The sequence below is a fragment of the Acidovorax sp. NPDC077693 genome, assembly GCF_044542805.1.
Taxonomy (GTDB): Bacteria; Pseudomonadota; Gammaproteobacteria; order Burkholderiales; family Burkholderiaceae_C; genus Acidovorax.
Genome location: NZ_JBITVD010000004.1, coordinates 91,900 through 110,302 on the forward strand (window position 1 = coordinate 91,900; position 18,403 = coordinate 110,302).

General features: G+C 68.9%; 15 protein-coding genes. 5 read left to right on the top strand and 10 right to left on the bottom strand.

The window, feature by feature from the left end; genetic code table 11:
* The first annotated feature begins 125 nt into the window (after window positions 1-125).
* Window positions 126-1,004 carry a helix-turn-helix domain-containing protein gene (locus tag ACIGHN_RS06305; protein WP_396503663.1) on the top strand — a complete coding sequence of 293 codons (879 nt, stop codon included), beginning with the start codon at window positions 126-128 and terminating at the stop codon, window positions 1,002-1,004.
* 285 nt (window positions 1,005-1,289) lie between these two features.
* Here ACIGHN_RS06305 and ACIGHN_RS06310 read toward each other — a convergent pair whose 3' ends face one another.
* Window positions 1,290-1,595 carry an H-NS histone family protein gene (locus tag ACIGHN_RS06310; protein WP_056416217.1) on the bottom strand — a complete coding sequence of 102 codons (306 nt, stop codon included), beginning with the start codon at window positions 1,593-1,595 and terminating at the stop codon, window positions 1,290-1,292.
* A 452-nt stretch (window positions 1,596-2,047) separates the two neighbouring features.
* Here ACIGHN_RS06310 and ACIGHN_RS06315 point away from each other — a divergent pair, with 452 nt between their 5' ends.
* Complete coding sequence (locus ACIGHN_RS06315; RefSeq protein ID WP_396503666.1) at window positions 2,048-2,893, top strand: symmetrical bis(5'-nucleosyl)-tetraphosphatase; 846 nt, start codon at window positions 2,048-2,050, stop codon at window positions 2,891-2,893.
* 187 nt (window positions 2,894-3,080) lie between these two features.
* Here ACIGHN_RS06315 and ACIGHN_RS06320 read toward each other — a convergent pair whose 3' ends face one another.
* The 3 genes from ACIGHN_RS06320 to ACIGHN_RS06330 all read right to left on the bottom strand — a co-directional run bounded on the left by ACIGHN_RS06320 (window position 3,081) and on the right by ACIGHN_RS06330 (window position 8,242).
* The gene (locus ACIGHN_RS06320) at window positions 3,081-4,583 is read right to left on the bottom strand and encodes a DEAD/DEAH box helicase (protein ID WP_396503668.1); all 1,503 of its coding nucleotides are present in this window, start codon (window positions 4,581-4,583) and stop codon (window positions 3,081-3,083) included.
* 400 nt (window positions 4,584-4,983) lie between these two features.
* Window positions 4,984-7,200 (bottom strand): SulP family inorganic anion transporter, encoded by a 2,217-nt coding sequence (locus ACIGHN_RS06325; protein ID WP_396503670.1) that lies wholly within the window; start codon window positions 7,198-7,200, stop codon window positions 4,984-4,986.
* A 154-nt stretch (window positions 7,201-7,354) separates the two neighbouring features.
* Window positions 7,355-8,242: a neutral zinc metallopeptidase gene (locus tag ACIGHN_RS06330; protein WP_396503672.1), complete on the bottom strand. Its 888-nt coding sequence runs from the start codon at window positions 8,240-8,242 to the stop codon at window positions 7,355-7,357.
* 124 nt (window positions 8,243-8,366) lie between these two features.
* On the opposite strand from ACIGHN_RS06330, the gene pcp reads away from it, so the two are divergent.
* From pcp to ACIGHN_RS06345, 3 genes are all read left to right on the top strand, one after another.
* On the top strand, window positions 8,367-9,044 hold the full coding sequence (gene pcp, locus ACIGHN_RS06335; protein ID WP_396503674.1) for a pyroglutamyl-peptidase I: 678 nt from the start codon (window positions 8,367-8,369) through the stop codon (window positions 9,042-9,044).
* Window positions 9,045-9,121: 77 nt separating this feature from the next.
* A complete protein-coding gene (locus ACIGHN_RS06340; RefSeq protein ID WP_396503676.1) occupies window positions 9,122-10,108 on the top strand; it encodes a delta(1)-pyrroline-2-carboxylate reductase family protein in 987 nt (328 codons plus the stop codon).
* Window positions 10,105-11,802 carry a diguanylate cyclase gene (locus tag ACIGHN_RS06345; RefSeq protein ID WP_056416197.1) on the top strand — a complete coding sequence of 566 codons (1,698 nt, stop codon included), beginning with the start codon at window positions 10,105-10,107 and terminating at the stop codon, window positions 11,800-11,802. Before ACIGHN_RS06340 ends, ACIGHN_RS06345 begins: the two co-directional genes overlap by 4 nt.
* Window positions 11,803-11,920: 118 nt before the next feature.
* On the opposite strand, the gene ACIGHN_RS06350 is transcribed toward ACIGHN_RS06345, so the two are convergent.
* The 6 genes from ACIGHN_RS06350 to ACIGHN_RS06375 all read right to left on the bottom strand — a co-directional run bounded on the left by ACIGHN_RS06350 (window position 11,921) and on the right by ACIGHN_RS06375 (window position 18,157).
* Window positions 11,921-12,304 carry a hypothetical protein gene (locus tag ACIGHN_RS06350; RefSeq protein ID WP_056416194.1) on the bottom strand — a complete coding sequence of 128 codons (384 nt, stop codon included), beginning with the start codon at window positions 12,302-12,304 and terminating at the stop codon, window positions 11,921-11,923.
* 141 nt (window positions 12,305-12,445) lie between these two features.
* Complete coding sequence (gene dcd / locus ACIGHN_RS06355) at window positions 12,446-13,018, bottom strand: dCTP deaminase (protein ID WP_056416191.1); 573 nt, start codon at window positions 13,016-13,018, stop codon at window positions 12,446-12,448.
* A gap of 168 nt (window positions 13,019-13,186) precedes the next feature.
* The gene (locus ACIGHN_RS06360) at window positions 13,187-13,705 is read right to left on the bottom strand and encodes a hypothetical protein (RefSeq protein ID WP_396503679.1); all 519 of its coding nucleotides are present in this window, start codon (window positions 13,703-13,705) and stop codon (window positions 13,187-13,189) included.
* A 172-nt stretch (window positions 13,706-13,877) separates the two neighbouring features.
* Window positions 13,878-15,179 carry a guanine deaminase gene (gene guaD, locus ACIGHN_RS06365; RefSeq protein WP_396503681.1) on the bottom strand — a complete coding sequence of 434 codons (1,302 nt, stop codon included), beginning with the start codon at window positions 15,177-15,179 and terminating at the stop codon, window positions 13,878-13,880.
* Window positions 15,180-15,270: 91 nt separating this feature from the next.
* Window positions 15,271-16,413, bottom strand: coding sequence for a BMP family ABC transporter substrate-binding protein (locus ACIGHN_RS06370; protein ID WP_056416187.1), 1,143 nt, complete (start codon window positions 16,411-16,413; stop codon window positions 15,271-15,273).
* A 151-nt stretch (window positions 16,414-16,564) separates the two neighbouring features.
* Window positions 16,565-18,157, bottom strand: coding sequence for a methyl-accepting chemotaxis protein (locus ACIGHN_RS06375; protein ID WP_056416184.1), 1,593 nt, complete (start codon window positions 18,155-18,157; stop codon window positions 16,565-16,567).
* Between the last annotated feature and the right edge of the window lie 246 nt (window positions 18,158-18,403).

The following is an 18,403-nucleotide window of genomic DNA, read 5'->3' on the forward strand; positions in this document are numbered from 1 at the left end:
AAGGCTCCTTGGTGAAGTGAAGTGAAAGCAGCGAAGACAGGCCTGCATCGTTGCCGCCACGGCGCGCCGAGTCGATGACCTGGCAGGTAATGGCCCGTGCGCGCTTTGACCCTAGGATGTGGCCCATGACCTCCTCCGCATCCTCCGCATCCACTCCGTCGCACCGGCCACCGCGCCCCACCCTGCCGCACCGCGCGGCACCGGCCGGGCCCGCGTCGTTCGGCGACCACCTGCGCACCTGGCGCCAGCAGCGGCACCTGAGCCAGCTGGAGCTGGCGGACGAGGCGGACATCTCCACGCGCCATGTGAGCTTCATGGAAACCGGCCGCACCAACCCCAGCCGCGACATGGTGCTGCGCCTGTGCGAACGCCTGGCCGTGCCCCTGCGCGAGCGCAACGCCCTGCTGGTGGCGGCCGGCTATGCGCCGATGTACCGCGAGCGCGCGCTGGACGACCCGGCGCTGGCCGCCGCGCGGCAGGCGGTGGAGCTGGTGCTCAAGGGCCACGAGCCCTGCCCTGCCATCGCGCTGGACCGCTGCTGGAACGTGGTGGCCACCAACCGCGCGGCCCAGGCCCTGCTGGCGGACCACGTCGCGCCCGAGCTGCTCGCACCCCCCGTCAACGTGTTCCGCCTGAGCCTGCACCCCGAGGGTCTGGCGCCGCGCATCGCCAACCTGGCGCAGTGGCGTGCGCACCTGTTCGAGCGGCTGCGCCAGCAGATCCAGGCCACGGCCGACCCGGCGCTGATCGCATTGCAGGCCGAACTGCTGGAATATCCCGAGCCCGCAGGCGCCAAATCCACCGTGCTGCCCGGTGAATTGCTGGGCGTGGTAATGCCGTTCTGCTTTGAAAGCCGCCACGGCATGCTCTCGCTGATCAGCACCACCACGATATTCGGCACCCCGGTGGACGTGACGCTGCAGGAGCTGGCAGTGGAGTCATTCTTTCCAGCCGACGATTTCACGGCACAGGTGCTGCGCGATGTGGCGGCGCAGAACGGCTGAATGGATAAATGGCGACGCGCCCTGCCTGACCGCGTGTGCCAAAGTGCAGCCGGGCGATAAGGGGCTGGCGCGTCAATATCGGTGGATGTACTACGACTTCTCGCCGCCCTCGCGCCGTGGCACGCCATCGCCGCCAACCGCACAAAACACCGATGGCGGCTTCAATGCACGCAGAGAAAACCATCCCTTCGCAGGGGCATGCACCAGTTAGGGGATTAAGCGGGGCATAAAAAAGCCCACCGAAGGGTGGGCTTTTCAAGTATCCGGCAGGTGCCGGACAAGGAATTAAATGGCGAACTTTTCGCGGCTTTCGTTTTGGATCCAACGGGGTGCCTTGCCGCGGCCCGTCCAGGTTTCGCCGGTGGCGGGGTTGCGGTACTTGGGCGCGACCTTGGTGCCAGCGGTGGAGCTGCGGGTGCCCTTGCCTGCCGATTTGCCAGCGGGAAACACGTCCTGCGCGGTCAAACCATATTCAGCCACCAGCGACCGAACCTGCGCCACAGCGCTGGACAATTCGCTGCGTCGCGCTTCGTTGATTTGCTGCTCGAGGGCTTCACGCTGTTTCAACAGGTCTTTGTAGCTGGTGGTCATGATGTCTGGATCTTGGTGTAAGGGTGAATGACAGGCGCGATTATAGGAATATTTTCTGCTGTGTGGTTCACGGCCCTCAAAAATACCTCTGAACAGCCCAAGGATTAAAAGCGCCCCATTTGTAGGAACCGTCCCACTTCCTTCGCTGCAACCCACGCCCTGCGCCTTGCTGCCGGGCAGATTGCGCAAATGGCGGACGGCTTTGAATATCGAGCCGCACCAGCCAACCCGAGCGTCGGCCTGCGCACCACGCTGTTTTTAATGCAGGCCGGATGGCTGCGGATAAATGCCGAATATCCAGCCGACAGGCTCCCGCATCGCCACCGGCACAGGCGTTGCGGCCCTGCATCGCAATGCGCCCCGCAGTTCTCCCCCTGCAGGCGCTCGCCGGTCGAAAACCTCGCAGGCGCAATGCGCAGAGAATCCCCTGTTCCCATCACACGACATTCACCATGGCTCTTTACTGCATCGGCGATATCCAGGGCTGCGACAGCGCGCTGGGGCGCCTGCTCGGCGAGATCGGTTTTTCTCCCAGCCGCGACACCGTCTACCTGCTGGGCGACCTGGTCAACCGCGGGCCCGATTCGGCGGCCGTGCTGCGCCGCTGCATGGCGCACGACGGCGCGCTGCGCAGCCTGCTGGGCAACCACGACCTGCACCTGCTGGCCGCCGCCCACGGGGCCCGCAAGCCGTCGCGCCGCGACACCTTGGCCTGCGTGCTGCAGGCACCCGACCGCGAAGCCCTGCTGCAGTGGGTGCGCAGCCAGCCCCTGGCCCGCACGCACACGCACGGCGGCGAGACGCTGCTGATGGTGCATGCCGGCGTGCTGCCCGCCTGGTCTGCGCAGGACGCACTGGCCCATGCCGACGAGGTGGCGGCCGTGCTGCGCGGGCCCGACCTGCCGGGTTTTCTGCAAGCGATGTACGGCAACACCCCCGACCGCTGGAGCGATGACCTGACCGGTAACGACCGCCTGCGCGCCATCGTGAACGCGCTCACACGGCTGCGCTTTTGCTCGGCAGACGGGGTGATGGACTTCGACAGCACCGAGAGCGCCAGCGACGCGCCGGCAGGCCTGATTCCCTGGTTCGACGTGCCCGGGCGCCGCGCTGCAGGCACGCTCACGGCATTCGGCCACTGGTCCACGCTGGGCTGGCTCAACCGCAGCGACCTGCTCGGCCTGGACACGGGCTGCGTATGGGGCGGTTGCCTGAGTGCGGTGCGCTTTGGCGCCACGCTGGCCGACCGCGAACTGCTGCAGGTGCACTGCGAGCAGGCCCAGGCTCCCGGCGCCTGAACCTCCGGGGCTGCGCTGCGGGAGCACAGGGCCCAACGGCACAAGAGCGCAAAGGAAGGGCACAAGGTGGGGTGCCCAAAAAGCGGCGCTACAAAAAATATAGCTGCCAGCGCTTTTGTATCAAGCGGTGGCAGCTATTTTGTTCAGCAACCCGGTGCATCACCAGGCGCAGCGACTGGGTGATGACTTACTGCGTCGATGTTTGCGGCTGGACGGCCTTGAACAGCGCCGCCACCTTGCGCTTGGGCTTGATGTTGGCCGACACGCTGCTGCGCGGTGCGGACTTGGCGGCTTCCCAGGCGGGGGCGGCATCGGCTGCCGCGTTGGCTTCGTAGGGCTTTTCGAAGAACGGGTCACGCGACGCGACCGCGGGGCGAAAGCCCCGGTGCTGCTCGCGCGGCTCGCGGCCTTCGCGGCCACCGCGGTGGTCGCGCTCGCGTTCGCGTTCGCGGCGCGGGGCGGCCGAGATGGCGTCGCGGCCGTCGCCCGTTTCGCCGGCTTCGCGCCAGGCGCGGCGGCCGTCGTTGATGCGGCCACGGGGCTGGTCTTCGTCGTACTCCACCGCCTCGAGGTCGATCTTCTTCTTGATGAGCTTCTCGATATCGGACACCAGGCGCGTGTCGCTGCCGGACACCAGCGTCACCGCCAGGCCCGAGGCGCCTGCACGGCCGGTGCGGCCGATGCGGTGCACGTAGTCTTCGGCGTTGAACGGCACGTCGAAGTTGAACACCGCCGGCACGTCCTTGATGTCCAGGCCGCGCGCGGCCACGTCGGTACACACCAGCAGGTCGACTTCACCCTTCTTGAAGGCCTCCAGCGCCTTCAGGCGCTCGTCCTGGCTCTTGTCGCCGTGCAGCGCAGCCGTCTTGAGGCCTTCGCGCTCCAGGCTGCGGGCCAGGCGTGCGCAGCCCAGCTTGCTGTTCACGAAGATGAAGGCCTGCTTGATGCCCCGGGTCTTCAAGACCTGGTGGATCGCGCGGCGCTTGTCGTCGTCGTTGGCGCTGTAGAAGCGCTGCTCCACCGTGGACGCCGTCTCGTTGGGGCGGGCCACTTCGATGGTGATGGGGTTTTGCAGGTAGCTGCCCGCCAGGCGCTTTATCTCGGGCGAGAACGTGGCGGAAAACAGCAGCGTGGTGCGCTGTTTGGGCAGGTACGACAGGATGCGCTGCAGGTCGGGCAGAAAGCCGATGTCCAGCATGCGGTCCGCCTCGTCGAGCACCACGTACTCGACCTGGTTGAGCACCGCGTTCTTGGCCTCGATGTGGTCGAGCAGGCGGCCTGGCGTGGCCACCAGCACCTCGACGCCTTTTTTCAGCTCGAGGGTCTGCGGCTTCATGTCCATGCCGCCGAACACCACGGTGCTGCGCAGCTTGGTGTGCTTGGCGTACAGCGCGATCTGCTGGGCCACCTGGTCGGCCAGCTCGCGCGTGGGCAGCAGCACCAGGGCGCGCACGGGGTGGCGTGCAGGCGACGTGGAGCTGTTCTCGTGCTTGAGCAGGCGCTGCAGCAGGGGCAGCGAGAAGGCGGCGGTCTTGCCGGTGCCGGTCTGGGCGGCGCCCATCACGTCCTGCCCCGTGAGCACGACCGGAATGGCCTGCTCCTGGATGGGCGTCATGGATTCGTAGCCCATTTCGGCCACGGCACGCGCCAGCGGCTCGGCCAGCGAAAGATTGGAAAAGGAACTTGTCATTAAGAGCGTGTTGGGTGTCGACGCTGAATATGTCTGAGCAATGTGACACCCCCAGGTTCGGGGCGGGCCGCAAGGCGCAAACCGTAGCGGTGACCATCGCCACCGCAAGGATTGCAACGCCACAGTGGGGGGGCCCAACGGGCCCTGTGCCGTGTGGGCCAAGGCCTGGTGTGGCGTTGCGCTAGAACCTGCTCACGATCTCCCGCGGTCGGGGATCGCGCGAGGTCATGAGCAGGCTCGCAGCCCTCTATTGTCGCACCGGTGGCCCAAAAAGCCATTTTTCAGGCGGGAATGGGTTGCGCCGTGGCCCGGCGCTGCCTCGCCCACACCGTCGATTGCTACTTTTTTGATAGCTACTGGCGCTTTATGGTCAAGCGACAGGGGCACTTTTCATAGACCGTCATTCCAGCACGGCGCGCAGTTGGCGGGTGGTCGCGGCCAGCCGCCGGGCCCCAATCATCGCGAGGTTATTCATCACCGTAAGCGCCGCTTCGGGGTGCTGGCGGGCCCAGGCGTCGAACTGGTCGCGCGACAGGCGCACCAGTTGCGCGGGCCGCCGCTCGGCCCCGGCACTCGCCGTGCGCGCGGCGCCGTTCAGGAAAGCCATGTCGCCGAACGCCATGCCCGGCCCGACAGTGGCGAGTCTGAGGCCCGTCTCGGGCGGCCACTGGGTGGCCAGCGTGATGTGGCCGGACTGCACCACCAGCAGGTCGCGATCATGGTCGCCCGCGTTGAAGACCACGCTGCGGGCGGGCACGGCCACCGGCACCAGCAGGGCCAGCAGGGCGGCGCCGGCCTCGGGGCCCACGCCCTCGCCGATCTCGCCCAGCAGGTCGCGCTCGGGGTGGGCGGGGCGCTGGTCGAGGGGCCGCTGCAGCAGGATGCCGGCCTCGGCCCATTCCAGCGCCCGGTCCAGGTCGGCGAAGCTGCGCACCTGCTCGCCCGCATGCTCGCGCGCCAGCGGGTCGAGCCCCGCCACGGCACCGGCCACGCCCTGCTGCGCCAGGTCGCGCACCAACGCGCGCAGCTGGGCCAGCGCCGTGCTGTCCCACGCAGGCACGCGTGCTGCATCAAGGATCACCCAGCGGTGGCGCGGCTGCAGCAGCATGCGCACCTGCTCGGCCAGGTGGGCGGCCACGCCGAACGACATCACGCCCTGCAGCTCGAACACCGCCACCTGATTCATGCGCGGCACGAGCCAGCTGTCCGATCCCGCGCGCCGCAGCCGACGCGAGCGCAGCTCGCCATCCAGCCGCACATGCCGCAGCACCTTGGCGGCCGAGTCGTGCAGCAGCACGAAGGTGGCCACCACCAGGCCGGCCACCAGCGCACCCACGCCGCCCATCACCGCGAACACCAGCGCCACCAGCCAGCTCTGCGCCCAGGTCACGCGCGAGCGCCGGGCATAGCGCAGCGACCACATCAGCGCAGGCACCTGCAGCAGCCCCGCCAGCACCAAGCCGCCCGCCAGGCCCGCCATGGGCACCCAGTGCAGCCACCAGGCCCCGGTGGCGGCCACGCCCAGCATGATGGCCGCATGCCAGCGCGGCCCGCTCGCCAGCCCCGGTGCGCCGCCCGATCCCCCGGCCTGCGCCAGCAGGATGCGCGAGCGCGATGCGCTGGTGGACGCCGGGATCATCCCCGCCAGGCCGCACAGCGCGCCCAGCAGGCTCTCGCGCCGCAGAGCCTGGTTGGCGTTGCCGCGCAGGCCGTGGTCGAGCTCCAGCTCCTGGTTGAAGACCATGATCTCCAGGCTGTTGACCAGGGCCATGAGCAGCGCCAGCACCACCAGGGCCGAGCCGTGCTGCTGCGCGAGAGCGACCCACGGGATGCCCGTCCAGTCGGGCCACAGCGGCCCGGCAAACGCGCTGGCCTGCACCGCGGGCGCGAACACATCGCCCAGCCCCGCGCCCCACACGCCCGCCAGCGCCACCGCCAGTGCCACCAGCGCCACCGCCGTCAAAAGCCCCGGCGCGCGCGGCCAGCGCCAGCGCAGCGACCAGGCCAGTGCCACCACGGTCAGGGCCGCGAGCGCATGCCAGAGCGTGCGCGCACTCCACAGCGCATCGGCGGCCCCGGCGCCAAAGCCGTTGCGCACCTGGCCCACCACCATCGACAAGCCCACCCCGGCCGCAAAACCATGCGTGACCGAGATCGGCAAAAACCGCGCGACGGATGCCAGCCGCAGCACCCCCAGCAGCCACTGAAAGACAAACGCCAGCGCCACCGTGGCGCCGCTGACCGCCAGCACCTGGCGTGCGCTCAGGCCCAGCTCCGGCGCCGCGCCATGGGCGGTGGCGAGCACCGCCGCAAACAGCAGGGCCACCACCGTGGTGGGCGCATAGACCACGCCAGGGCGCGGCACCACCAGCGTGAGCAGCAGGCCGGGCAATGCCGCCGACCACAGCGCCAGCGCGGCCAGCGAATGGTCCCCCGCCAGCGGGGCGAAGGCCAGCAGCCCCAGGCCGACGGCATGCGGCACGGTGACGGCGGCGGCAGACCACGCCGCCGCCGCGCCCGATGCCTGGGGCGCAGCCGCCTCGGGCTCCAGCGTATTCCAGCCGGTGGGCGATGGGGGCTGAAGCGGCGCAGGCCGTGACTGCTGGGCGGATGGCATGAACGAGGGGCTCGTGCGGGTGCAGGTGCAGGTGCGGGTGCTGGTGCGGGTGCTGCGCTATGACAAGCGATGACGGGCGGGTGGCCTGATGGGTGGCTGGGTGGGTGGAGGGCTGCAGCCGCGGTGCGTCAGCAACGACCGCGGCAGGCCGTCCTTAGAGGCTGCGGGACGTGAAGGTGTCGCACGCCTTCACGCTGCCGTTCTGCAGGCCGTTGTTGAACCAGCGCTGGCGCTGGGCACTGGTGCCGTGGGTGAAGCTCTCGGGCACCACGGCGCCGCCGCTGGCGCGCTGCAGCGCGTCGTCGCCGATCTTGGCGGCAGCGTTCATCGCCTCTTCCACATCGCCCTGCTCCAGGATCTGCCGGGCGTTCTGCGCATGGTGGGCCCACACACCGGCAAAGCAGTCGGCCTGCAGCTCCAGGCGCACCGACAGCTGGTTGTACTCGGCCTTGCTCACGCGGCCGCGCATCTGGTCCACCTTGCCGCTGATGCCCAGCTGGTTCTGCACGTGGTGGCCCACCTCGTGGGCGATCACATAGGCCTGGGCGAAGTCGCCCGGCGCACCCAGCCGGTTCCTCAGGGTTTCATAAAAGCCCAGGTCGATGTAGACCTTCTGGTCGGCCGGGCAGTAGAACGGCCCCATCGCCGCCTGGCCCGTGCCGCAGGCCGTGGGCGTGGCGCCCCGGAACAGCACGAGGCGCGGGTTCTGGTACTGGCCGCCGCCCTGGCGGAACACGGCCTGCCACACGTCTTCGGTGTCGGCCAGCACCGTGGACACGAAGCGCGCCATGGTGTCGTCCGCAGGCGGGCGGTGCGCCGGGCCCTGTGGTTGCTGCTGCACCTGCGCCGGAGAGCCACCGCTCAGCAGCCCCAGGATCGTCAGCGGGTTGATGCCCAGCACCCAGCCGCCCACCAGGGCGATCACGATGGTGCCGATGCCGATGCTGCGCCCGCCAAAGATGGGCGAGCCGCCCCCACCGCCACCGCCCTCGTCCCGGCGGTCTTCCACATTGTCGGATTCGCGATTGCCTTCCCACTTCATGCCAGTCTCCAGCGCCCTCCTCCCTGGAAGGCATGGGCGCCATGTTACGCGCCAACCAGGGCGGCGCCGGGCGGATTACGATGGCCCACCTCGCCATTGACACCCGCCGCGCCGGCGCCACCCCATGCACCACCACGCCTCCCACTACGCGCCGCCCGGCGAACGGGTGATCCTGCTCACCGGGTTCGCCCCCTTCGGCGGCGACGCGCTGAACCCGAGCTGGCTCATCGCCCAGGCGCTCCACGGCCAGCGCATCGGCGGCCACCGGGTGGAGTCGGCCCAGTTGCCCACGGTGTTCGGCCGGTCGCTGCACCACTTGGAAGCGCTGATCGAGGCGCACCAGCCGGCGATGGTCGTGTGCCTGGGCCAGGCCGGCGGGCGCGCCGCGCTCTCCCTGGAGCGCGTGGGCATCAATGTCGACGACGCGCGCATCCCCGACAACGCCGGCGCCCAGCCCGTGGACACGCCGGTCGTGCCGGGCGGGCCGGCCGCGTACTTTTCCAGCCTGCCGGTCAAGGCCATGCTGCGCGCCGTGCAGCGCGCGGGCGTGCCCTGCGAGGTATCGCAGACCGCCGGCACCTTCGTCTGCAACCACGTGCTGTTCGGGCTGCTGCACCGGCTGGCCACGCGCCCGGCGGGCGCCCAGGGCGTGCGCGGGGGCTTCGTGCACGTGCCCTGGCTGCCCGGGCAGGGTGCGCCCCACCTGCCGCTGCGCGACATGGTGCGGGGCCTGCATGCGGCCCTGTGGGCGGCGGTGCTGGCGCGCGAGGACATCGCGCTCGGGGCCGGCGCCACGCACTGAGCATCCACCCTGCCAATGTCCCTGGACCCGGGCTTGCCCGGCTCCCCGGCGCCGCGGCGGCTGTGTACATTTCCACCATGTCTTCTTCGCACCGCCTGGAGCCTTCCCCCACGCTCGACGCCGCAGCCACTGCGGCGCTGCTGCCATGGGCTGCGCTGGCCGACGAGATCGCCGCCGTGCTGCGGGATGTGTCGGTGGTGGTGCCTGCCCGCAGCGTGCTGCCCTTGCCCCTGGGCGGCACCCTGTTCGTCATGCCGGCCACCGACAGCCGGGTTGCCATGACCAAGCTCATCACCCTGACGCCCGCCAACACCGGCACGCCCCGCCCCACCATCCAGGGCGACGTGGTGGTGTTCGACGTGGCCACGGGCGAGCGGCGCCTGGTGCTCGACGGCCCCACCATCACGGCGCGCCGCACGGCTGCGGCGTCGCTGCTGGCCGCGCGACACCTGGCGCAGGAGCCGCAGGGTCCGCTGCTGATCGTGGGCGCCGGCGTGCAGGGCCTGGCGCACCTGGAGGCCTTTGTGCAGGGCCTGGGCGTACAGGATGTGCGCGTGGCCTCGCGCAGCGCCGCCAGTGCCGAAGCCCTGGCCCGGCACGCCCGCGCGCTGGGCGCCAAGGCCCGCGTGGTGACCGATGCCGACGCCGAAGTGCGGCACTGCCCACTGATCGTCACCTGCACCCCCGCGCACCGCGTCGTGCTTTGCACGCCGCCCCTGGCCGATGCCTTCGTGGCGGCCGTGGGCGCCTACACACCCACCATGGCCGAACTCTCCCCCACCCTGTGCCTGCACATCGCGCAGCAGGGCCACATCGTGGTCGACACCCCCGACGCGCGCCACGAGGCCGGCGACCTGCTGCAGGCCGGCCTGGACGTGGGCGCCATGCCCACGCTGCGCGAGGTGCTGCAGGGCCCGCGCATCCAGCGCACCGGGCCGGTGCTCTTCAAGAGCTGCGGCTGGGCGGGGTGGGACCTGGCCGCGGCCCGGCTGGCGGTGCGGGCGCACGGCCGTGCCGGCGCCACAGCCCCGGCCCCCGGCTTGCCGCTCGGGGTCATCCCATGAAAACGCGGCGATTTTCCGACCTCAGCCTGCGCTCGCAGATCGCGCTGGTGTTCGGCACCATCGTCGTCGCCCTGGCAGCCTTGCTGTCGCTGGGGTTTGGCGAGCTGATCAAGGTGCGCAACGAACGCGACGCCAGCGCCGCCTTGCTGATGGTGGCCGAGAACGCGGGCAAGCTGCTGGCCAACGGCCTGCTGGAGCGCAGCCGCGAAGCCGAGGTGCTGGCCGCGGCCGAGGTCGTCTGGGTCAAGGGGCTGGACTCCCCCGAAGCCCACCACATGCTGGCGCGCAGCCAGGCCGCCCAGCCCAACAGCGTGTGGATCGGCGTGGCCGACGCCCAGGGCGTGGTGCGCAACGCCACGGGCGGGCTGCTGCTTCAGCAGAGCGTGCTGGAGCGCCCGTGGTTCCAGGCCGGGCTCGACAAGCTCTACGTGGGCGACGTGCACCCGGCCAAGCTGCTCGAAAAGCTGCTGCCGCCCCAGGCGTCGGGCGACCCGTACCGGTTCGTGGACTTCGCGGCGCCCATCCGCATCGGCCCCACCACCGTGGGCGTGCTGGGCATCCACGGCAGCTGGGAGTGGACCGGCGAGGTCATCGAAAGCCTCACCCCGCCGCCCACGGAGGATTCCGCCCTGGAACTCTTCGTCTTCGACCGTGCAGGGCAGCTCATCTACGCCCCCGATGGCCAGACCCAGGCCCTGCAGGCGGCCGGCCAACAGTTGCCCAAGCCCCCGCCCACGGCCCGGGGAGGGGCGGGTGACGGCACGCAGCCCGCCGTGGTCCGCTGGCTGGACGGGCGCGAGTACCTGACCGCCATCGCCCCGATGAAGCCCCGCAACGCGGCCAGCGACCTGGGCTGGCGCGTCGTGGCCCGCGAGCCGGTCGAGCTGGCCTTTGCCGAGGCGGGCCGTACCGTGCGCCTGGCGCTGGTCATCGGCCTGACTGCCGCCATGGTGGCGTCGGTGCTGGCCTGGCTGGCGGCGCGCCGGCTGAGCGACGACCTCTATGCACTGGCCGATGCCGCCACGGCCGTGGAGGCCGAAACCCCCGGCACGCGCATCCCCCAGACGCGCAGCAGCCGCGAGGTGCGCAAGCTCTCGGGCGCGCTGCGCCGCATGACGCACCACTTGCTGACCGCCCGCGAGGCGATGGAAGAAAAGGTGCGCCTGCGCACCCTGGAGCTCGAAGCCGCCAACCGGGCGCTGGACCTGCAGGCGCGCACCGACGCCCTCACCGGCCTGCTCAACCGCCGCGGCTTCGAGACCCAGATGGCCTTTGCCCTGGCGCTGGCCCGGCGCAGCGGACGCCCGCTGAGCATCATCACCGTGGACGTGGACCACTTCAAGCGCGTGAACGACACCTACGGGCACGAGGCGGGTGACGAGGTGCTGCGCCGGCTGGCGCGCACGCTGGAGGTCCGGCTACGCACATCGGACGTGGTGGCGCGGCTGGGGGGCGAGGAGTTCGTCGCCCTGTTGCCCGACACCGACCTGGCGGGCGCACGCGCCATTGCCGAGGCACTGGTGACCGCCATGGACGAGCAGACCGATCCGGTGGTCGGCCACATCACCGTGAGTGCAGGGGTGGCCACCATGCGCGGCCTCTACGACGAAGGCTCGGACATGCTGCGGCGCAGCGATGCCGCGCTGTACGAGGCCAAGAACCAGGGACGCAACCGAGTGAGCGTGGAAACATGAGTCCTACCCGGTGCGGAGGTAGGTCAACGGCGGCGGGCCTGCGAGGCCCGCACCAGCCCGCATCCAAGCGCGAGCGTGGGCTGCCGGCGGACCCACACAGATCCGCCGTGCAAGACCCTTACACCAGCAGCAAGTGGCCACGCCCCTGTTCGTCCAGCTCGGCCGCCACGCGGCAGCCTTCGGGCGTGGCGGCATCGAAGTACACCTGCAGGCGAGCGGCCAGTGCGCACAGGCTCTCGTCGCGCGAGTCGTAGGCGGCATTCAGGCGGCCTTGGGCATAGGGCCGGTGGCCGAGCATCATGTCGGTGTTCACGCAGTGGCCTGCGGCGGCCATCTTCAGGACGAAGAGGTTGAGAAGATCGCAGGGCCAGTACGTGCCGTGGTGCGGCATGCCGATGAACGCAGCCGCACGGCGGGGGGAGGCAAAGGATTCGTCCGGGGTGAGGGAAAAGTCAGCGCCCCGGTTTTGCGCGGGTGCCGAAGGTGCAGCAAAGGTCAGCATGGGGAACTCCTTTTTGTCTCACCACCAGACCATCTGGAGGCTTGACACCATGCTAAAAACCTTACGTGCGCTTGCACTTCAGCCGATCGACCATGCCCGTGTAGGACACCGGCTGTGCGCGCCGCCCGCCAGCGCCCGGGATCAGGCCTTGGGCAGGGTCACGCCGACCTGGCCCTGGTACTTGCCACCGCGGTCGCGGTAGCTCACCTCGCACACATCGTCCTTGTCGCTCTCGAAGAACAGCACCTGCGCGCAGCCTTCACCGGCGTAGATGCGGGCCGGCAGCGGCGTGGTGTTGGAGAACTCCAGCGTCACGTAGCCTTCCCACTCGGGCTCGAAGGGGGTCACGTTCACGATGATGCCGCAGCGCGCGTAGGTGCTCTTGCCCAGGCAGATGGTCAGCACGTTGCGCGGGATGCGGAAGTACTCCACGGTGCGCGCCAGCGCGAAGCTGTTGGGCGGGATGATGCAGCTGTCGCCGTGAAAGTCGACAAAGCTCTTCTCGTCGAAGTTCTTCGGGTCCACCACGGTGCTGTGGATGTTGGTGAAGACCTTGAATTCGGGCGCGCAGCGGATGTCGTAGCCGTAGCTGCTGGTGCCGTAGCTGATGATCTTGCGGCCTTCGGCCTCGCGCACCTGGCCGGGCTCGAAGGGCTCGATCATCCCGTGCTCGGCAGCCATGCGGCGGATCCATTTGTCGCTCTTGATGCTCATCGGTCAATTCCCTGCGCAGTGGCCCGGGCTGTCGACAAAAACGACGACAAACGGCCGGGCGCTATGAAATATGTAGCTGGTAGCGCTTGATCATCAAGCGCAAGAGGCATATTTTGCTTGAGAAAAGGCCTCCAAGCTGCAACCAGCCCGGAGCAGGAGCGACGAGGGTCAAGGTTGAGCAAATTCCACCGAGGTAATTGTGTCCCTGGACCCATCCTGGTTCAGAAAAAACAGCTTGCCGTCTGCGACCTCTAAGGCACTGCAATGGACGACGGAGAAACGGTAGTAATCGCGGCACAAACGACCGTCTACGAACTTCCAGCTCTTGCCATTGTTGGTGCCGCCTTCCAAGCCTGCGTCCAGTTTGCCACCGGGCTTGAAATGGGCAAAAAACTTCCTGCCCGACTGGCCACCGGTCAACAGGACCTTTGTGACTTGACCCTCTTTGACAAATTGCGACTTCGCTTCGGCCTCTGTCAGGATACGGTCGGGACCGCACGGAAGCCATTGCGGCGCCCCCGGCGCGGCAAGGCAGGGCGCTGCGGTGGGCGCGGCCGCCGCAACGGGTGCCTCAGCCGCGCCTTGCGCCCACGAGGCCACGGGTGCAAGGCAAGCCAGGCCCAGCAGGCGTGCCGCCAGCGCAGACGCCGGCAGGATGTGGAATTTTATGCGGAAGCGGCAGTACATGGTGATCTCCTGATGGGGTAGAAACAGACGGCGTGAGCGAAGAGCCCAAGGCCCAAAGTTGTCACCCAACAATTTGACACACCTTTTCCCCATGCTGCCATCCCCCAAATGTGGGGTGGCAGCATGGGGCCAAGCATGTTCAGGAACTGCGTCGGCGCTATCCGGTCCCTCGTCAGAGTTGGCAGCCGCCCAACTGCCCTTGGCCGATGACGGTCCGCTCCACCAGCCGGTCATCCCCCAGCACGATCAGCGCAAACAACAGCTCATCCAGGTTGCGCGCCTGGGCGGTCTTGCGCTCCAGCAGGGGTGTGGCACGCGGGTTGAGCACCACGAAGTCCGCCTCGCAGCCGGGCTGCAGGTTGCCCACCACGCCCGCCAGGCCCAGCGCCTTGGCCGCGCCCGCCGTGTGCTGCCACCACAGCTGCCGGGGCGACAAACTCAGGCCCTGCTTGCTCTGCCCTTCCCGGCCCACGTAGTACGCCGCCAGCATGGTGTGGAACGGGCTGAAGCTGGTGCCCCCGCCCACGTCGCTGGCCAGGCCGTAGCCAAAGCCCACGCGGTCCGCGCCCGCGTAGTCGAAAAAGCCGCTGCCCAGGAACAGGTTGCTCGTGGGGCTGACGGCCGCCACGGTGCCGGTGTCACGCATCAATGCGCGGTCGTCGTCGTCGAAGTGGATGCAGTGGGCGTACACCGCACGCTCGCGCATCAGGCCGAAGTCGTCGTACACCGCCAGGTAGCTGCGCGACGCCGGGAACAGCTCGCGTGCCCACCGGATCTCGTCCAGGTTCTCGGCCACGTGCGACTGGATCCACACGTCGGGATAGCGCGCGGCCAGCTCGCCCGCGCCGCGCAACTGCTCGGGCGTGCTGGTGGGCGCAAAGCGCGGGGTGATGGCATAGCCCAGGCGGTCCACGCCGTGCCAGCGCTGGATCAAGGCTTCGGTGTCGAGCAGGCTCTGCAGTGTTTCGTCGCGCACGCCGTCGGGCGAATGGCGGTCTTGCAGCACCTTGCCGGTGATCAGGCGCAGTTGGCGGCGCTGCGCCTCGGTGAACAGCGCGTCCACGCTGGCCGGGTGCGAGGTGGCGAATGTCAGCGCCGTGGTCACTCCGTTGCGCAGCAGCTCGTCCACGAAGAAGCCCGCCACCTGGGCGCCGTAGGCCGGGTCGACAAAACGCGACTCGTGCGGAAAGGTGTAGTTCTCCAGCCAGGGCAGCAGGCCGTCCGCGGGCGAGCCGATCACATCGGTCTGCGGGAAATGGATGTGCATGTCCACAAAGCCCGGCGCCAGGATGCGGCCCGGAAGGTGCGTGACGGGATGGTCAGCGTACTGATGGGCCAGCGCCTGCCAGGCACCCGCCGCCACCACGCGCTGGCGGCCCTGGGCATCCGGGCCGACAGCCAGCAGGCCGTCTTCGTCATACAGGGCCGATCCATCATCGGCAAAGCGCAAAAGGGCAGAGCGGTATACATGCATGGGCGCTAGCTTAGCGGCGGCTGTGGTCCGGGACATACGCCGCCTGCAATAAACGCTATGGCCCGAGCGCCGCGGCTGGCGTTGTACCCCGTCAGCGGGTGATGCGGCCCTGCACGCCTTCCACCAGCCAGTTCATCTGCAGGATCTGTGCATCCGTCAGCGCCTGGCCTGCGGGGATCACCTCGTGGCCTTCGTTGTCGCGCACCGGGGCCTTGGCACCCGCGCGGAACGGCTGCAGCTGCCCCGCGCCGACAGCCTTCTGCGCGGCCAGCACCTCCTGCTGCACGGCGGGCGGCACCTTGGGGCCGAAGTCGCCCACGCGGATCAGGCCCTCGCGCACGCCGCCCCAGAGGTTGCCGCTCTTCCAGGTGCCGTTTTGCACCGCGCGCACGCGGTCGGTGTAGTAGCGGCCCCACTGGTGGGTGACGGCGATGATCTGCGCGTCCGGCCCGGCCTTGCGCATGTCGGAGTGGTAGGCCACGGCCATCTTGCCGCGCTCCTGCGCCGCGGCCATCACGGCGGTGGAGCCGGTGTGAAAGGCCATCACGTCCACGTCCTGGTTGAAGAGCACCATGGCCGCATCGCGCTCCTTGGGCGGGTCGAACCACACGTTGATCCACACCACCTTCACGGTGGCCTGGGGGTTGACCGAGCGCATGCCCAGCGTGAACGCGTTGATGCCCTGCAGCACTTCGGGGATGGGAAAGCCCGCCACGTAGCCCGCCACGCCGGTCTTGCTCATGCGGCCCGCCGCAATGCCGGCCAGGTAGCGACCCTCGTAGTATCGCGCGTTGGCCGCGGCCACGTTGGGCGCGGTCTTGTAGCCGGTGATGGACTCGAACTTCACGTTCGGATAGTCCTGCGCCACCTTGAGCGTGGGCTCCATGTAGCCGAAGCTGGGCGTGAAGATGATCTGGTGCCCCGTGGCCGCCAGGTCGCGGATCACGCGCTCCGCGTCGGCCCCCTCGGCCACGTTTTCCACGAAGGTGGTCTGCACCTGCGCGCCCAGCGCCGCCTCGACGGCCTTGCGGCCCTCGTCGTGCTGACGCGTCCAGCCGGCTTCGGTGATGGGGGAGACATAGACGAAGCCCGCCTTGACGGGCTGCGCCGGCGCGGGGGCAGGTGGTTTGGCACCTGCCGGGGTTTGGGAGACAGCGGGAAAGGTGATGAAAACGGCGCCCGCCAGCGCACTCACACAAGCCGCACGCAGTGCGGTGGCGAGGTTTTTGTACATGGTGTTCCTCTACATGGCCCAGGTTGAAAAGCGGAGCCACCGCAGGGCGGCGGTGGTCCACGGAAAAAGTCAGTTAGATCGTCATTCGGTGCTGAGGCTGGAAGCCCGGCAGGGCACAACGTCCGGCGTATCTATCGCTTTCGTCCTGCACTCAGCCCAGGCGCGGCACCCGCAGGCGGGCATGCTCGGGCACGGTACCGCCCAGGCGGAAGGCGCCCACCACTTCGGACAGGCGCGCGGCCTGGTCCTTCAGGCTCTCGGCGGCTGCGGTGGATTCCTCCACCAGCGCGGCATTTTGCTGGGTCATCTGGTCGAGCTGGCTCACCGCCACGTTCACCTGGCCGATGCCCAGGCTCTGCTCCGACGCCGCGGCGCTGATCTCGCCAATGATGTCGGTCACGCGGCGCACGGACGTCACGATCTCGGTCATGGTGGTGCCGGCGTTCTGCACCAGGGCCGAGCCCGACTCGACCTTCTCCACCGACACGCCGATCAGGGCCTTGATCTCCTTGGCGGCTTCCGCGCTGCGCTGGGCCAGGCCCCGCACCTCGGTGGCCACCACGGCAAAACCACGGCCCTGCTCACCCGCGCGGGCCGCCTCCACGGCGGCATTGAGCGCGAGGATGTTGGTCTGGAAGGCGATGCCGTCGATGGTGCCGATGATGTCGGCGATCTTCTTGCTGCTGGCGTTGATCTCGTCCATGGTGCTCACCACCTGCGAGACGACTGCGCCACCGCGCTCGGCCACGGCTGCGGCCGATGCGGCCAGCTGGTTGGCCTGCACGGCCGAATCCGCGCTCTGGCGCACGGTGCTGGTCAGCTCTTCCATGGAGCTGGCGGTTTCCTGCAGGCTGCTGGCGGTCTGCTCGGTGCGGGCACTCAGGTCCTGGTTGCCGATGGCGATCTGCGTGCTGGCGGTGGAGATGCTGTCCACCACGCCGCGCACCTGCTGCAGCGAGCCCTGCAGCGCACTGCGCATCAGGTCCAGCGCGCGCAGCAGGCGGCCGGTTTCGTCGTTGGCGTAGCTGGCCTCGGGCTGGCCGGTCAGGTCCATGTCGGCGATGGCTTCGGCGATGGCCTCGGCATGGCGCAGCGGGCGCGTGATGCTGGTGGCCAGCAGCCAGGCCAGCAAGGCACCCAGCAGCAGCGAGACGCCGGTGCATACCTGCAGCAGCAAGGTGGTCTGGGCACGCAGGGTTTCGCTGCGCTTGCCGGCTTCGTCCAGCTGCGCGCGCTGCGCGTCCACCATCTGCTGCACGCCTGCCAGGTAGCTGCGCGAGGTGGGCTCAAAGCGCTCGTTGAACACCTTGTTGGCGCTCTCGGCGTCGCCCGCTTGCTTGAACTTGCTCACCTCTTCCCGCGCGGCGAGGTAGTCCTTGCGCAGCTGGCCGACCTGGTCGAAGAGCTTCTTTTCTTCGGGCGTGTCCATCTTGGATTCGATGAACTTTTGCAGCTCGTTGGTGTTGCGGATCGACTCGGCCGTGGCCGGCGCGAAGTACGGGATCAGGCTCGCATCGCTGCTCTTGGCGATGGCGGCGGCGCGCTGCACGCCGGAGGTGGTGTGGCGCAACCAGTCGGCACCCGCACGCTCGGTCTTGATGTTGTCGGACACCATGGTGTCGATCTCCTGGCCCAGCTGGCCGAGCTTGACCACCGCCACCACGCTGCTGGCAAAGAACAGGGCCAGGATCAGGCCCAGCACCAAAGTGAGGCGCTTGCCGATGGAAATTTGACTGAGAAACATGGGGGAAAGCTCCGTGGTGGCGCGGGCGCGCGCCTCGCCAGCCCATGGTCCATGGGCTGAGGGTCTGAATCGCGGGAAGTCGAAAGAAAAGGGGGCTGCGGCCGACGGCACACCCCGGATGCGGGCCTCAGCCCGCTCGTACAAAAACTCACAATTCTAGGGTTTACCCGAAAAATTAGCTAGTCCTGCACCAAATGGGGGATCAAACGAAGGCCTGTCGCTCGGTCAGTCCCTGCCACTTCGCGC

Excerpts from the sequence above, each read along its gene's own strand:
- ACIGHN_RS06305 (WP_396503663.1), top strand. The coding sequence starts at position 126 with ATGACCTCCTCCGCATCCTCCGCATCCACTCCGTCGCACCGGCCACCG.
- ACIGHN_RS06310 (WP_056416217.1), bottom strand. The coding sequence starts at position 1,595 with ATGACCACCAGCTACAAAGACCTGTTGAAACAGCGTGAAGCCCTCGAG.
- ACIGHN_RS06315 (WP_396503666.1), top strand. The coding sequence starts at position 2,048 with ATGGCTCTTTACTGCATCGGCGATATCCAGGGCTGCGACAGCGCGCTG.
- ACIGHN_RS06320 (WP_396503668.1), bottom strand. The coding sequence starts at position 4,583 with ATGACAAGTTCCTTTTCCAATCTTTCGCTGGCCGAGCCGCTGGCGCGT.
- ACIGHN_RS06325 (WP_396503670.1), bottom strand. The coding sequence starts at position 7,200 with ATGCCATCCGCCCAGCAGTCACGGCCTGCGCCGCTTCAGCCCCCATCG.
- ACIGHN_RS06330 (WP_396503672.1), bottom strand. The coding sequence starts at position 8,242 with ATGAAGTGGGAAGGCAATCGCGAATCCGACAATGTGGAAGACCGCCGG.
- pcp (WP_396503674.1), top strand. The coding sequence starts at position 8,367 with ATGCACCACCACGCCTCCCACTACGCGCCGCCCGGCGAACGGGTGATC.
- ACIGHN_RS06340 (WP_396503676.1), top strand. The coding sequence starts at position 9,122 with ATGTCTTCTTCGCACCGCCTGGAGCCTTCCCCCACGCTCGACGCCGCA.
- ACIGHN_RS06345 (WP_056416197.1), top strand. The coding sequence starts at position 10,105 with ATGAAAACGCGGCGATTTTCCGACCTCAGCCTGCGCTCGCAGATCGCG.
- ACIGHN_RS06350 (WP_056416194.1), bottom strand. The coding sequence starts at position 12,304 with ATGCTGACCTTTGCTGCACCTTCGGCACCCGCGCAAAACCGGGGCGCT.
- dcd (WP_056416191.1), bottom strand. The coding sequence starts at position 13,018 with ATGAGCATCAAGAGCGACAAATGGATCCGCCGCATGGCTGCCGAGCAC.
- ACIGHN_RS06360 (WP_396503679.1), bottom strand. The coding sequence starts at position 13,705 with ATGTACTGCCGCTTCCGCATAAAATTCCACATCCTGCCGGCGTCTGCG.
- guaD (WP_396503681.1), bottom strand. The coding sequence starts at position 15,179 with ATGCATGTATACCGCTCTGCCCTTTTGCGCTTTGCCGATGATGGATCG.
- ACIGHN_RS06370 (WP_056416187.1), bottom strand. The coding sequence starts at position 16,413 with ATGTACAAAAACCTCGCCACCGCACTGCGTGCGGCTTGTGTGAGTGCG.
- ACIGHN_RS06375 (WP_056416184.1), bottom strand. The coding sequence starts at position 18,157 with ATGTTTCTCAGTCAAATTTCCATCGGCAAGCGCCTCACTTTGGTGCTG.